Annotated in this window: 10 protein-coding genes; 7 read left to right on the forward strand and 3 right to left on the reverse strand. The window is 54.8% G+C overall.

The window, feature by feature from the left end; all coding sequences use genetic code 11:
- Positions 1 to 33 precede the first annotated feature (33 nt).
- Positions 34 to 1,998 (reverse strand): GNAT family N-acetyltransferase, encoded by a 1,965-nt coding sequence (locus A7E78_RS06585; RefSeq protein ID WP_072283488.1) that lies wholly within the window; start codon positions 1,996 to 1,998, stop codon positions 34 to 36.
- A gap of 385 nt (positions 1,999 to 2,383) precedes the next feature.
- On the opposite strand from A7E78_RS06585, the gene A7E78_RS06590 reads away from it, so the two are divergent.
- From A7E78_RS06590 to A7E78_RS06605, 4 genes are all read left to right on the forward strand, one after another.
- Positions 2,384 to 2,800: a VOC family protein gene (locus A7E78_RS06590; RefSeq protein ID WP_072283489.1), complete on the forward strand. Its 417-nt coding sequence runs from the start codon at positions 2,384 to 2,386 to the stop codon at positions 2,798 to 2,800.
- A 241-nt stretch (positions 2,801 to 3,041) separates the two neighbouring features.
- Entirely contained in the window at positions 3,042 to 4,457 is a 1,416-nt protein-coding gene (locus A7E78_RS06595; protein WP_083552817.1) for a radical SAM protein, read from the forward strand.
- A gap of 143 nt (positions 4,458 to 4,600) precedes the next feature.
- Positions 4,601 to 6,430, forward strand: a complete 1,830-nt coding sequence (locus A7E78_RS06600; RefSeq protein WP_083552819.1) for a ClcB-like voltage-gated chloride channel protein — start codon at positions 4,601 to 4,603, stop codon at positions 6,428 to 6,430.
- Between the two features lie 139 nt (positions 6,431 to 6,569).
- A complete protein-coding gene (locus A7E78_RS06605; protein ID WP_072283490.1) occupies positions 6,570 to 7,412 on the forward strand; it encodes an ion transporter in 843 nt (280 codons plus the stop codon).
- A 153-nt stretch (positions 7,413 to 7,565) separates the two neighbouring features.
- Here A7E78_RS06605 and A7E78_RS06610 read toward each other — a convergent pair whose 3' ends face one another.
- Both A7E78_RS06610 and A7E78_RS06615 read right to left on the reverse strand, forming a co-directional pair.
- The gene (locus A7E78_RS06610) at positions 7,566 to 8,261 is read right to left on the reverse strand and encodes a winged helix-turn-helix domain-containing protein (protein ID WP_145924856.1); all 696 of its coding nucleotides are present in this window, start codon (positions 8,259 to 8,261) and stop codon (positions 7,566 to 7,568) included.
- A 142-nt stretch (positions 8,262 to 8,403) separates the two neighbouring features.
- Positions 8,404 to 8,955 carry a Spy/CpxP family protein refolding chaperone gene (locus tag A7E78_RS06615; RefSeq protein WP_072283491.1) on the reverse strand — a complete coding sequence of 184 codons (552 nt, stop codon included), beginning with the start codon at positions 8,953 to 8,955 and terminating at the stop codon, positions 8,404 to 8,406.
- A 266-nt stretch (positions 8,956 to 9,221) separates the two neighbouring features.
- Here A7E78_RS06615 and A7E78_RS06620 point away from each other — a divergent pair, with 266 nt between their 5' ends.
- The 3 genes from A7E78_RS06620 to A7E78_RS06630 all read left to right on the forward strand — a co-directional run bounded on the left by A7E78_RS06620 (position 9,222) and on the right by A7E78_RS06630 (position 14,212).
- On the forward strand, positions 9,222 to 10,676 hold the full coding sequence (locus A7E78_RS06620; RefSeq protein ID WP_072283492.1) for an ATP-binding protein: 1,455 nt from the start codon (positions 9,222 to 9,224) through the stop codon (positions 10,674 to 10,676).
- Positions 10,673 to 11,344: a response regulator gene (locus A7E78_RS06625; protein WP_072283493.1), complete on the forward strand. Its 672-nt coding sequence runs from the start codon at positions 10,673 to 10,675 to the stop codon at positions 11,342 to 11,344. The genes A7E78_RS06620 and A7E78_RS06625 overlap by 4 nt, the downstream gene beginning before the upstream one ends.
- A gap of 432 nt (positions 11,345 to 11,776) precedes the next feature.
- A complete protein-coding gene (locus A7E78_RS06630; protein WP_072283494.1) occupies positions 11,777 to 14,212 on the forward strand; it encodes a sensor domain-containing protein in 2,436 nt (811 codons plus the stop codon).
- Positions 14,213 to 14,668: the final 456 nt, after the last annotated feature.

Consider the following 14,668-nt stretch of genomic DNA (forward strand, 5'->3'; position numbering starts at 1 on the left):
GGAAGGGCGGTTCAACATCCTGACAACCGAGAATCAGTCGATACAGGCCAGGCCGCTAAACTCATCGTCGGACGCGGTAATGAACTCGTCAATTCGATCCTCCGGCAAGTTGGCCATCTCACCGAGAGTCGTGGTCTTCAGGGTATCGATCTCCCACTCGGTAGTGTTGTAGGTGGTGTGATAAAAAGACAAACACTTCTCTTCCTTCAGCCCCATCTCCAGAAATTGGCGGGCCCCCTGACGAATCAACCTCAACTTGCGACGGATGTCAGACAGTCCAACCACAGTCCAGACCCCCAACACGATGGGGCTCTCCAGGTTCTTCACATCGCCGACAAATTCACCGCGCAGTAGATCATTACGATCCACCCCCAGATAGGGGACGAAATCCATATGCTCGGCAAGTTTGCGTTCGCTGGAGAAGAAGCGACCGCTGACAGGGTCGAGGGTAAAAATGATATGGTGCTGGATGTCCTGGCCATAGCTCTTGAACAGCATGCCTTTGAAAGCATCAAAATCGAATTTCTTGGCCAGAAAGGTCTCGTTGCGCTTGATGCGCTTGAGGATGGTCGCCAACCAGATCTTGATAATCTGTTGGTCGATACGGCACTTGTCCAGCTCCTGCTTGAGATACTGCCAGTTGTGCCCGCCGTAGCGGTAAAGCAAAACGGTGCGGTAGATATCGCGCACGTTGTTATAGCGGCTGAACTGGTTGATCAGGTCGTAGCTGAAGATCTCCATCTGCCGCAGCTGCCAGATAAACACCGCCACCTGAATTCGGCTGCTGCGTGCAGTCACCAACACCCGCTGAGAAATCTTGAACAACGAGATGTAGCGGGATTCGAGCACCGCCATCAGGTTGCTGCTGCTGCGGGTGCTGCGTTTCAGGGCGATGGTCCAGCGGGTAAAGCGGCCCGGTTCGCTCTCCACCACGATGTTGTTCCTGCCGAAGGAGGAGAATATCTGCCGGGTACCGAGCCCTTCCCCCTCCTTAGTGGTCTTGCCTACGAACAGCGGCAGGCCGTCCTCCCCCTTCTCCAACCGCTCCGGTTCGATGCCGAGGCCGTTGTCCTCGATGATCAGCGTCACCCCTTCCGGGTGCGGTTGCAAAATAATATCGATCAGTCCCCGCCGGCAGGCACCGGCGATGGCGTCCAGGGCATTAGAGACGATGTTGATCAGCGCCCGGCTGTAGTTGATATAGTTGCCGGCCACCTCCGGCACGTTGCCGCCCAGGGTCAGCCGAATGTCGCAAGCCACCGCCGCGGTCTCGATCACCGGAATGACCCGTTCCTGAATCAGCTCCTTGATGTCCACCTTGTGCATCTCGGAGATCTTGTCCTCGTAGACGTTCAAGGTGTTGAGCAGCGCCGTCGTCTCCCGGTTAACGTCCTCCACTACCTTATGGAAGTTATCGACGGAAATCACCCCGATCATGTCCAGCAGCACTTTAAGGGATTTGCGCGCGTCGTGACGCACCCGGCTCAGCTGCTCCGCCAGGGAAAAATCCTTGCCGCGCAGCCGGGTCATGCGCTCGGCAATAGTCTGCGCCTGCCCCGCCAGCAGAGAAAAAGTCATCTTGCGATAGACGGTGCTCTCTTCATACTTAAAAGCCCGCGCGGTGTAAAAGGACACCACGCTGCCGAGCTTTTCCCATACATAAAGGTAGATGGTGCTCTCGGGGGGCACCTCTCGGGCCAGCTTTTCGACAAAGGCCGAACCGATACCCTTGCCCCGACCAAAAGGACTGGTCACCTGAGTATAGATGTGAAAGCGAGTCTGCTTTTTATTGGAATAGACTACCATGTAGCCGAGAATCTCCCCCTCCTCGTCCCACACGTAGCTGTGCCGGTAATCCTTGTCGATCTTCTTGTCCTTGACGTAGGGCGACGGGATCAGCACCGTATCGATGTTCAGAAACGGAATCTTGCGGATGCGCTGCTCGTCCTCCGGAGTCAAACCGCGGATATAGGGAAATTCAGGTTTTTCTTCAGCCATGATGCGGATTCGCCTTTCTTTCAAAAACTTCCGTAACTCACCAAATAAACAGTCGGATTCATTATAGTTGGTATCAAAATATTGTAACGCGGATGTTGCTTAATTGCACTCTTTGCTTCACGTAGAAGCTGCAGCTGACCACAGTGGACAGCATTATTTTTCAGTTTGACAATCCATTTAAGCCAGACAAAGATGATTTTTTATTTAATTGGCCCACAACTATCTAACTGCTTTTGCAGGTAAGCTGAAACGATAACAATAGCCAGGCGACATGCATGATATACATAAAACAGAGAGGCATTTAAGAACACCTCGGCGGTGGCATTGCAGCTGCCTCTTTGTTCGGTATTTATCACGGAGTTAACCCAAAAAGGAGAGACACCACATGCAACCCCGCATCAGCATGATCACTCTGGGAGTTCGAGAGCTCGCCGCATCGGTGAAGTTCTATGAAGAAGGGCTGGGCTTCCCGCGCATGGACTCTCCTCCCGAGGTGGCCTTTTTCACTCTCAACGGCACTTGGCTGGGATTGTACGGCCGGGACGCGCTGGCAGAAGACGCCACGGTATCGGCTGAAGGTTCGGGCTTTGCCGCTGTCTCATTGGCTCATAATGTCCCGTCGGAAGAGGAAGTAGACGAAGTGATGAATCAGGCCCTTGCGGCTGGTGCGACGCTGGTCAAGCAACCACAGAAGGTATTCTGGGGCGGCTACAGCGGCTACTTCAAGGACCCCGACGGCCACCTGTGGGAGATCGCCCACAACCCCCACTTTTGGGTGGGTCCGGTTGACGAGGACAATTGACATGGAAATGGCCCCGTTGTCAGGACAGTTTGGCAGCCTAAACAAGGCGGATCGCCATGGGGTTCAGGCCGCCATGCAGCGCCATCAAGTCCCTATTTAGAAGATCAAAAAATATTTCATCCGAAGACCCAAATAAGGCTATTTTTCCGCTATAAAAATCGGTTATATTGCAACAAATTTTACACCCCCTCTGGGCCTTGCCTTCGAGGGGGTGATTTCGTCGGTTGGAGGTCAGGTGGCCATGGAAATGTCGGCGAGTATGCGCGATCGGTTGATCGCGGCAAACCAGCGGGAATACGGGGAGCGCTATGAGCAGTTGCGCTTTCCTGCCCCAGCAGAAGCGCAACGGGCTCTGGCCCGCCGCGCCGAGTTGCTGGATGATTTGTACGGGCGGGTGGTAGTCGGTAACGGCGGCACCAAGCTCGATTGCACCGGCCTGTCGCCGGGTTGCCGTATTTGCGCCGAAGGGGGTTGGTCCTGCCTATTTATCACCGGCCGCTGCAACTGTCGCTGTTTTTACTGCCCCACAGGCCAGACCGAAAACGACCTGCCAACCACCAATGCGGTGGATTTTCGTACTCCGGCCGACTATGTCGGTTATCTAGAGCGCTTCGGCTTTCGCGGTGCCAGCATCAGCGGTGGCGAACCGCTGATGAACCCCAAACGTTCACTGGCTTATGTGCGTGCCATAAAAAAACACTTCGGTGACGCCATGTACGTCTGGCTTTACACGAACGGCACCTTGGCCGACGAAGACCTGCTCCGTCAGTTGGCCGATGCGGGGCTTGACGAAATCCGCTTCGACATCGGCGCTAACGATTATCAGCTCGACAAACTGCGACTGGCCGCCGGGGTGATCCCAACCCTCACCGTGGAAATTCCCGCCATCCCTGAAGATCTGCCGCGCCTCAAGGGGATGCTGGGCGAACTGCGCGACGCCGGGGTCATGCACCTTAACTTGCACCAGATGCGTCTCACTCCCTACAACTTCGAACATCTGGCCCAACGCGGCTACACCTTTCTGCACGGAGAGAAGGTAACGGTTCTCGAATCGGAACTGACCGCCCTGGAGGTGCTGCAATACAGCCTCGACAACAACATCGGCCTGCCGGTCAACTATTGCTCTTTTGTGTTTAAAAACCGCTATCAAAGCCAAGCGGGTCGCCTGCGCAACAGTCGGTTCATGGTCAAGTCTTTCGAATCCGTCACCCAAAATGGCTATATTCGCACCCTGACCCTGCTTGGCGAAGCGGCGGTGGTAACTCGGCAGATCGAAAGTTTCAAAACAATGTCCATAGATGACAGTCTGTGGAACAAGGGGAATGGTCCTGATAAGCTTCTCATTCATCCGCAACTGATGGGAAAGATCGACAGTCGCGCCTTTCGCCTTCAGGTCGGTTATGCCAGCTGCCGTCAATTGCCATCAATCAGCTACCACAATCCTTTTGTGACCATCCCGGTAAGTCCGACGAAGTCAGTGATTATCGAGCGGGGCCGTGCCGCGGCCGACGTTGAATTGGGCGAGGAGGCGCAAGAGCGTTTCATATCGTTCTTCCTTTCCGGAGATAATTCATCACCAATGATCGCAGGCAACGACTCTTTGGCCGAATTGGTCCCCTTTGAACACGGCCGGCAGGGGTTGCAGGATTATTTCTAAAAAACTTCACAGCCGACTCACGCCACAACGCCATGTAGAATTCAATCCCTTCCCGCCCCCCTTTTGTCCAACATTGCTTGGCTTAAGCCCCTTATCCACCTATAATTGTTTTATCTTTTCCTTTTTGCAGGCGATATCCGGATATGCCCTCTTTTTCTAAATCGAAGCTGCGCGACAAGCTGCTCCGCTGGTGGAGCACGCCACGCATCTTTAAATTCTTCCTGCTGCGCCTGCGTCTGGCCGCTACCTATCAGGCAGTGGACCGCTACACGGTGCTGTTCTGGGCTGGGCTGGTCGGGATACTCGGCGGCCTTTCCTCAGTACTGTTCCGCCGCCTGCTCGATCTGATGGCCTTTGTCCTGAGTGGTCGCCACGGCAGTATCGTGGAGATCTTCTCAGGCCTGCCGCCCTGGCAACGTCTGGCTACGCCAATAGTCGGCGGTCTGGTCGCCGGTGGGGTACTATACTTCGGCGGCCGCTGGCATTCACGCCGAAGCAGTTCTACCGATTTCATGGAAGCGGTAGTTCTCGGCGAAGGGACTCTGTCCTTTCGCTCCAGTATTGTGAAAATTCTTTCGGCAACTTTTTCGGTTACCTCCGGCGGCTCCATCGGTCGCGAAGGACCGATGGTGCAACTCTCTTCCCTGCTCGCCTCTATGGTCGGTCGCACCCGCAAATGGTCGGTCGCACAACGGCGACTGATTCTTGCCTGCGGCGCCTCGGCGGGCATCGCCGCGGCCTACAACGCGCCCATCGCCGGGGCGCTGTTCGTCGCTGAGATCGTGGTTGGCTCCATCGCCATGGAAACCTTTGGCCCACTGATCTTTTCTTCGGTATTAGCCACCCAGACGGTACGTTTTCTGGCCGACAGCGATCCCCTGTACGTCATCCCCCCCTTTCACCTGCAATCGGGATTGGAACTGTTCTACTACCTGGCCCTTGGCCTGCTGGCCGGGCTGGTGGCCCCCTGGTTTTTGCGCGCCCTGCGCGGCAGCGAAAAGCTGTTCACTAAGACCTGTCTGCCAGCCTATCTGCGCCTTGCCCTGGGCGGCCTGGTGGTCGGGGTCCTGGCCCTGCGCTACCCGGAAGTGTGCGGCAACGGCTACAGCGTGGTCACCGGCATTCTGCAAGAGCAATGGCTGTGGTCGAGCCTGGTGGTTCTGCTGCTGCTGAAAGTGACCGCCACCTCCGCCAGTTTCGGTTCCGGTGCGGTGGGCGGGGTCTTTACCCCGACCTTGTTCGTCGGCGCCAGCGTCGGTTATTTATTCGGCCATGCCTGTGAAGGTCTCGGCCTCGGCGGCCTTCCGGAACCGGGAGCCCTGGCCCTGACCGGCATGGGCATGGTGCTGGCGGCCACCACCCACGCACCGCTTATGGCCATTATCATGATCTTTGAGATGACCCTCGACTACCAGCTGATACTGCCTCTAATGCTCGGTTGTGTGCTGGCTCATTTCACTGCCCTGGGTTTCGAGAGCGGTTCTATCTATAGCGCTTCCCTAAAGCGCAAAGGTGCCGATTATGCCCAGCGACAACTGGCCTTGTTAAAAGTCGGCGGATTGATGAAATCCGATCCGGCACGGGTTCGACCGGATGCCCCCTTTAATCAGATAGCCAAGCATTTCGTCCTGCATACCTATCAATATCTTTATGTGGTAAATGAACAGGGGATCTACCTTGGCGCTGTAGGGCTGCAGGACATCAAACAATACCTCGGCAACTCTTTTTTGGATAATCTGATTGTCGCTCAGGACCTGTTGACCGATGGCCCTCCGATCATCCATTACTCCGCTTCCCTAGAAGAAGCTTTGGAGAAGTTCAGCCATTACACAGGGGAGCGACTGCCGGTGGTCTCGGATGGCCCATCGCCCCGACTGCTGGGCAGCCTGGGTAAAACCGACCTGCTGCTGGCCCTGGCTGAGCGGGTGCCTGCCGCTGAGGGGCAGTTTGCCGACCAGACAAAGAAGGGGTAGCGGGTTATGTTTTTGAGGCTTTGGTTGCACCATGGCGTGAAGAAAGGGGTTTAATGACTGAGACAAAGAAGGGTAAACTGGCCCGGGATTTAAACTCCCTTTAGTTTTCTGTCCAGCCCAAAACCACGGAAGGCCACAAATGACCTGGCTGAAAGATGAACGTTACGAACCACCACCGCGGCGAAACCACTGGCGGATGAAGCTGCACGAAGTGATATTCGAAGCCGACACCCCGGCGGGCAAGGCCTTTGATGTGCTGCTTATCCTCAGCATCCTGGCCAGCGTGGTTGCGGTGATGCTCGACAGCATGGGTGCGGTGCGCCTGGAGTACGGGAGACTTCTTTACCTGATCGAGTGGTTCTTCACCTTGCTCTTCTCGGTTGAGTATATTCTTCGCTTAGTGTGTGTCGGCCGACCAAGCAAGTACGCGACCAGTTTTTACGGGGTAGTCGACCTGCTTGCGATCATTCCCACCTACTTGAGCCTGGTGTTGCCCGGAAGCCAGTATCTACTGGTGATCCGACTGCTGCGCATTCTTCGCATCTTCCGTATTCTGAAGCTGGTTCCTTATCTCGGAGAAGCGCGCCTGCTCATGCAGGCATTACGCGCCAGCGGTCGTAAAATAGCCGTCTTTCTCTTTACGGTACTGACGTTGGTCGTTATCTTCGGATCGCTGATGTACGTTATTGAAAGCTCGGAAAGCGGCTTCACCAGCATTCCACGCAGCATCTATTGGGCGATCGTCACCCTGACCACGGTCGGCTATGGCGACATCTCTCCCCAAACGGTCTTGGGACAGACTCTGGCCTCCCTGGTAATGATTCTAGGCTACAGCATCATTGCCGTTCCCACCGGCATCGTGACGGTGGAGATGTCCCACGCCTTCGGCCGAAAGATCTCGACCCAGGCATGCCCCGAATGCAGTGCCGAGGGACACGATGACGACGCTCGCTACTGTAAGTTTTGCGGTTCTGCGCTGTAAGGATTAATCCACAGCAACACCTTTTTTCCACATCAGGTCCGAAATCCTTCACGCCCCTTTCATTTTTTCAAACATAAAAACGGCCGCCCTCAATAAGAGAGCGGCCCAATTTACGCACCTTGTTTTTACTCACTGCTTCAAATCTATTGTATTCTAGCCCCCCAACAGATAACCAACCCCCCGCACAGTCTTCAACATCTGAGGTTTTCGGGAAGGATCTCCCAACTTCTGGCGAATGCGTGAAATGTAGATGTCTACCGAGCGGTCATAACCGTTGTATTGTACTCCGAGCAAATCTTCGTAAATCTTGTCGCGGCTGACCACCGCCCGGGCATTACAGGCCAAGTACCAGAGGAGATCGAATTCCCTGGAAGTCAGATCAATAGACTGGCCTTCGACCCGGACTTCCCGCCGGCCCCCATCCACCTCCAGCGCTCCGAGGTTGAGGGTCCTTACCGGGGCGGCGAACGACCGCCTGCCGCGGCGCAGCAGGGCACGGATTTTTGCCACCAGCAGAGCGGGGCTTATCGGTTTGACAATAAAATCGTCTGCCCCCATTTCCAGGCCCAACACCTGATGCATTTCATCAACACAGTCAGCCATAACCAGCAACGGACCGGCATAGGTTTCCCTGATAGTCCTACAGACCGCGAGACGCTGAAGCGAGGGCAACGTGAGGTCAACCAGAATCAGTTCCGAGTTTTCTTCTGGAGTGGACGCTCCTTCAAGAGCCTCAGCCTTCAGCAGACAAACAGCAAAGCCTTCCCCCTCCAGACAACCTACCAGGGGAGCAGCCAAACTACTGTCTTCGGATATCAATAAAATCGGACATTCTTTTTCCATAAGCATATACTGAACTTTCTGGTATTCAGCCTGCAAATTGGTGTGGTGTAAGTGAAGCCCAGCCTTTTCCGGCCATCGGTCCCTTTACCAAAAACTTGTTGCATTTTTGTAACGGGCCAGAGACTTCGAAGCGTTGCCCCTATGTTTTCTAGTTTCCAGATTCCTGCATGTCAAAACGGGGTCCAAACCCTTCTGAACCATCGGGGCCTCCGCGACGCTTTTGGGGATGCGGACCCCGCAGTTTTTTCAACTTGTAAGCCAGGTCTGCCAGTTCCTGTTGTTCGGGTGTCAAGAGAGCATAAACCTGACTGCGGGTCCGGGCACGGCCGACCATCAGTTCGGCGTGTAACTGAGCCTTCTCGGCTGCCAGCTTACGCAAGACCTTTTCATCAAAGTTTTTGGGATTGCTCGCCAGGCGTAATTCCCGGTCGGTTTCTTTTATCTCGGCATGAACTTTTTCAGCCTGCTCACGGTTGGCCTCAAATAACTTTTTAGCCTCCTGGCGTTGCTCCTTACTCAGGTCGAAACTCTCGGCCAGGCGCTCCCAGTGACCACGCCTGGCGTCCATCCGACAGGGACCATTATCCGGGCTCGTCGCATCCGCCTTGCCGTCACGCTCCCAGGGGACCGCCAGGGCCGTCAAACTACCTCCCATTACCAGAACGCCGCACAGCACCATCAACCAGATTTTCTTTTTCATCTTTAATCTCCTTGTCGTTACGGGCAGCCAATCCATGCACCAGCCCTTTGCTTGGCTTGTTGTCTATCAATCGGACCGGATAACAACCCCAGCGGAATACCATCTGCTTCCCTGCCGACAGCACTATGAATAGCGAACGAATTTGCAGCAAATATGGAAGAAGTGTGAAAATAAGCCGTGATCAGACGAGATGGCTGGTATTGGCGTCCCGGAATGTGCTAGTAGAACGTATATAGCTTGCGAATCAGGAGCATTCAGAGAAAACGATGAAAATCAGCATCAAATACCGACTTTTCCTGGCTTTCCTTGTCGCGACTCTTACTTTGGTGGCCAGCATGTTTCTGGTCACCAAGTTGAGTTTTGACCGGGGCTTTTTGCGCTATATCAACAACGTTGAACAGCAGCGTATCGAACAACTGGCCAGCGAACTGGAACAGTCCTTTGCCGAAAACGGCAGCTGGGACTTTCTTCGCTACAACCCGCGAGCGTGGCGCCGGCTTATATTTGCCGCCAAGCCGGAAATCAATCTGGAACCTCCGCCTTTCGATAAACCGGTGAATCCCGCCGGCAGGTTCCCTGAAAGGGGTCCCATGCCGCCCCCTCCGCCTGTTTCCAGTAATCATTTTGAACGTCGCGTATTACTGCTGGATGCTGAGCAGAAGCGAATTTTCGGTCCGCGGCGCTATTCAGCAGACCTTGAACTGCTTTCCCTCAACGCCCAGGGAAATACGGTTGGCTATCTGGCGATCGTGCCGCCCCGGGCTCCGCGGGACCTTATCGATCCGCATCAGCAGCAGTTCTTTAAAAAACAACGCCGCTCATTCGCCATCATCGCCATCGCTATGGCGGGGGCCGCTGCGCTGCTCTCAGTTCCCCTCTCCCGACGCCTGGTACGACGTATCACCGATCTGGCCGCTGCCACGCATCTGCTGACCGCCGGGCAGTACCAAACCCGGGTTCAGGCGACCGCCTCCGATGAACTCGGTCAACTGGCGCGGGACTTCAACAGCCTGGCCCTAACCCTGGAGAACAACGAGCAACTGCGACGACAATGGGTAGCCGACATCTCCCACGAATTGCGCACCCCCCTGGCAGTGCTTCGAGGTGAAATCGAAGCGCTGCAGGACGGCGTGCGACCGCAAACTCCTCAGTCCATGTCTATGCTGCACGGCGAGGTCATGCACCTGAGTCGCCTGGTGGAAGACCTCTACCAGCTGGCCTTAGCCGACATCGACGCCCTCAGCTGCCGAAAAGAGCCGATCGACCTAAGCGAAATCCTGCAACAAACCGCCGATTCTTTTCGTGGAGAACTGGTCGCGCACGATGTGCGACTGACCTGCGAATTTCCTGCAGGCAAAACCGTGTCCATGCTCGGTGACGACCGGCGCCTTCGCCAACTGTTCAGCAATCTGCTGGAAAACAGCCTGCGCTATACAGATAAAGGGGGAGAATTGCGCATAAGGATGACAACCGATGGACAACGGGCCGTCATCCATTTCGAAGATACCGCACCGGGCGTGGCGGAAGAAAAGCTGGAGCGGCTGTTCGACCGCCTCTACCGGGTCGAAAGCTCGCGCAGTCGAAACACCGGAGGAGCCGGCCTAGGCCTGGCTCTATGCAAAACCATCGTCGAGTCTCATGACGGAACCATCATCGCACGGCCTTCATCACTGGGCGGTCTGCGAATTGAAATCGACCTGCCGTTAAAGGGAATAACATGATAAACCACAAGATTCTGGTCGTCGAGGACGAGGAACGTCTGGCGGGTATCCTGGCCGACTATCTGCACCAGGCGAATTTCGAGGCCCATTGTCTGGCAGACGGTACCGGTGTTGTGAGCTGGGTACGGGAAGAACAGCCGGCATTGATTCTGCTCGATCTGATGCTGCCCGGCCGTAACGGCATGGATATCTGTAAGGAGATCCGTACCTTCTCCGACGTGCCGATTATAATGGTCACTGCCCGGGTGGAAGAAATCGACCGCTTGCTAGGGTTGGAATTGGGCGCCGACGACTATATCTGCAAGCCCTTCAGCCCCCGAGAAGTAGTGGCCCGGGTCAAGGCCGTGCTACGCCGTTCTCAAGGACAGCAGGCCGTACAGGCTGAGGGGCTGACCCTAGACCAAACGACCTATCGTGCCACCCTCAACGGCCACGACCTTGCTCTAACCGCAGTGGAATTCAAACTGCTGCACTATCTGGCCGCCAACCCCGGTCGGCTCTTTTCCCGCCCTCAGTTGATGGAAAAAATCTATCCGGACCAGCGTATCGTCAGCGATCGCACCATCGACAGCCACATCAAAAAGCTACGCAAAAAGATCGCCTCTACGACACCAGATCAGGAACTGATCCATTCGGTGTACGGAGTCGGCTACAAGTTCGAAGCCTGAAAAATCAACTGTGGCATGCCCCACATGTGTGGACTTTAGTAGTGGGGCATTGCCACACATTGTTCATATGCAGTTACTGCCCCAGACTTAGGCGGCGTATCGAGCAGAAGGCTTTTGGAAGCCTAAAAAAACCCATCCTAAAAGTAAGTACCCAAAATCATTGAAAGATATTTGCAAACGAGAATTTTGAACAAGTCTTATCCCGCATTTAAAAGATCTGCTCCGCTATATTGGAACAACTATTGCGTTTAATCACAATCCAAAGATTGTGCAAGTTCACACCTTGGGAGTACGGAGAAATGCGGAAATGATTAAATCAAAAACAACGGCCCAAAACCTAACTCTCTCCTTGCCGGCCTTGTTCGGAAATCTCCTATTTGGCGAGGCCTTGGCCTCCATGCCTTCTTTCCCGACCAACAACGGAGGCGCAAATTGCAAAAAGAATTAAATAAACTGCGCCGCGAAAACCAATCCGTCCAAAACCTTTTCCAAAACATTCCCGATTTCCTTGTAGTTCTGGATCGGGATCTGCGCATTCAATACTGCAACTGGCGAGGCTGCTACGCCAAGGTGCCTGAAGAGCACCGCGTGAGCGGAATCCGCTGCTACGAAGCCTTTTACCCGGAACAGGACGGCCCCTGCGACCCCTGCCCTGCGCAGACTGTTTTTGCCAGTGGCCAACCGACTACCCAGATCAAACATAATTCCAGGATCGGTTTTCTGGAGTCTCGCTGTTTCCCGATCTTCAACGAAAAGGGGCAAATTGTCTCGGTCGCCGCACAGATCTGCGATGTCACCGACCGGATTCAAGCCGATAAAGCCCTCAAAGAAAGCGAAAGAAAGCTGCAGGCGATCCTCCACTCCATACACGACCCTATCCGTGTGGTGGACAAGGAACTGAATATCGTCTGGGCCAACGAGGCGGCGCACAAAATCTTCGGCGAACCGATCCTCAGCAAGAAATGCTGCTCCATCTACAAGCTTGATATAAACCATTTCGATGTCTCTTGTTGCCCGACCAAGGCAGCCCTGGCCGACGGCAAAACTCATCAGCATATCCTCACCATCCCACTCGCCGACGACGAAGTGCATACTTTCAAAACCTCCTCCCACGTCATCGAATGGGACCAAGAGCGGCAACCGGCTGCGGTACTTGAGGTATTCTGGGACATCACCGAGATCAAGCGTACTGATGAAGCTCTGCGACGTAGCGAAACGCTTTTCCGCACTGTGGTTGAATCGAGCAAAGACGCCATGGTGGCCATCGACCGCAACGGCCTCATCACCCTCTTCAACCCCGGTGCGGAAAAGATCTTCGGTCGCTCCAGGGAAGAGATGCTGAACACCCCAGTGGAAGGACTGATGCCCGCCGCCTACCGTATGGCCCACAGCCAGTATATCCGAGATTTCTTTACTGGCACCAAACAGCCCGTGGCTATGGGCAAGACCCTCGAGTTGCAAGCGGTGCGCAACAACGGCGATACCTTTCCCGTTGAGTTATCCCTCTCCCAGGGCCAGGCAGGCAGCGAGCCTTTCGTGCTGGCGGTAATTCGCGATATTAGCGAACGCAAGCTGATCGAGCAGCAATTGATTCACCAGGCCAATTACGACAGCCTCACCGGACTGCCTAACCGCACCCTGATTCTCGACCGCCTGAAACAGGCCGTCGCCTTTGAACAGCGCCATGAACGGCATCTGGCGGTGATGCTGCTCGACCTGGACAATTTCAAGGCCATTAACGACAGCCTCGGTCACGACGGCGGTAACCTGCTGCTAAAGGAGGTGGCCCAGCGGCTCTCGGAAACCGTGCGCGACACCGATACGGTCGGCCGCCTGTATGGTGACGAATTCGTTATTTTGGCACGGGACATGGGCAGCACCGAGGGGGTGATGAGGCTGGTCAGCAAAGTGGCCCAGGCCTTTGACAAGCCTTTTTCCATCGCCGGCGGCGAGTTTCTGACCAGCTTCAGCACCGGCATTGCCCTGTTTCCTGGGGACGGCAGCGATGCCGACGAACTGCTGAAAAAAGCCGACACGGCCATGTACGCAAGTAAGAAAGGCGGCAAAAACCGCTTCAGTTTCTTCGCCCCCAGCATGGAAGAGAGTATCCGCCAAAGGCTGCAACTGGAAAAAATGCTTCAGCAGGCTGTGATGAACCGGGAATTCTTTTTGCACTACCAACCGCGAGTCGATACCGCCAGTGGCCGAATTATTGGCTTGGAAGCTCTGCTGCGCTGGACCCCCGACGGACACCCCCCTATTTCTCCGGACCAGTTCGTGCCGATCCTGGAAGAAACGGGTGGGATCGAGGAAATAGGCGAGTGGATACTGGAAACGGTCTGTCGAACAGCCAGGGCTTGGCAGCAAATGGGATTACCCTCGGTGCGAGTCTGGGTCAACATTTCGGGCAAGCAGTTTCAGGACAAATATCTGTTTGAAAAAATTGAAAAGATCCTCGCCGTTACCGGCCTGTCTCCCCGTTACCTGGGCCTGGAATTGACTGAGAGCGTCCTGATGCAAGACGTGGAAGTACATATCGCTAAACTGAAGCAACTCAAGCAACTTGGGGTGATGATCTCACTGGACGATTTTGGCACCGGCTACTCTTCGCTGAGTTATCTGAAAAGATTCCCCATCGACGAAATCAAGATCGATCGGTCGTTTGTTAACGGCCTGCTCACCGACGAAAACGATACGGCCATCGTCCGCACCATCCTCGCCATGGCCCAAAGCCTCGGCCTGCGGGTTGTCGCTGAAGGGGTTGAAACGCCAGGCCAGAGGGACTTTTTAACTGAGCAACACTGCGATGAAATGCAGGGATACCTCTTTAGCAAACCCGTCCCCCCCAATCGGTTGTCGACCTGCTAACCTCCCAAAAACACCACAGGGCGCCACCTTCGATTTACTCGCAGCAGAACAACTCAACGCCTGCGTTCGGTTGAACGAGCCATCGTAGATTCCTGCCGCCAACCACTGCTTCCCATTTGACTCCGGAACAGGATAAGGCTGCCCTCTCCTGCGACCGAATCAGTATCCAGCAGCAAGCCACGGCCAGAAAAGGAATATTTAAAATTTCATCAAATAATCGGGTGGAATGGACCCGCCCCTGTCTCTAAATTAGCCGAAACATATTAACCTTGAAATCTTTTCACCCGGAGACATTGTCTGTAAAAAATTTAAGCCAGCTAATCAGCCTGGCGAATTTAGGCTTCACCTTCGCCGCATTAATTAGAAACACACAACCTGCACAATGCTTTATGTGTGTACGCCAATCTTTCTACCTGCTAAAAGAATCGTGCATTAGCCTGACCAAATCTCCCAGAT

The sequence above is a fragment of the Syntrophotalea acetylenivorans genome, from assembly GCF_001887775.1.
Classification (GTDB): domain Bacteria; phylum Desulfobacterota; class Desulfuromonadia; order Desulfuromonadales; family Syntrophotaleaceae; genus Syntrophotalea_A; species Syntrophotalea_A acetylenivorans.

Bases quoted from the DNA above. Each gene is read 5' to 3' on its own strand.
- A7E78_RS06585 (WP_072283488.1), bottom strand. From the start codon at position 1,998: ATGGCTGAAGAAAAACCTGAATTTCCCTATATCCGCGGTTTGACTCCG.
- A7E78_RS06590 (WP_072283489.1), top strand. From the start codon at position 2,384: ATGCAACCCCGCATCAGCATGATCACTCTGGGAGTTCGAGAGCTCGCC.
- A7E78_RS06595 (WP_083552817.1), top strand. From the start codon at position 3,042: ATGGAAATGTCGGCGAGTATGCGCGATCGGTTGATCGCGGCAAACCAG.
- A7E78_RS06600 (WP_083552819.1), top strand. From the start codon at position 4,601: ATGCCCTCTTTTTCTAAATCGAAGCTGCGCGACAAGCTGCTCCGCTGG.
- A7E78_RS06605 (WP_072283490.1), top strand. From the start codon at position 6,570: ATGACCTGGCTGAAAGATGAACGTTACGAACCACCACCGCGGCGAAAC.
- A7E78_RS06610 (WP_145924856.1), bottom strand. From the start codon at position 8,261: ATGCTTATGGAAAAAGAATGTCCGATTTTATTGATATCCGAAGACAGT.
- A7E78_RS06615 (WP_072283491.1), bottom strand. From the start codon at position 8,955: ATGAAAAAGAAAATCTGGTTGATGGTGCTGTGCGGCGTTCTGGTAATG.
- A7E78_RS06620 (WP_072283492.1), top strand. From the start codon at position 9,222: ATGAAAATCAGCATCAAATACCGACTTTTCCTGGCTTTCCTTGTCGCG.
- A7E78_RS06625 (WP_072283493.1), top strand. From the start codon at position 10,673: ATGATAAACCACAAGATTCTGGTCGTCGAGGACGAGGAACGTCTGGCG.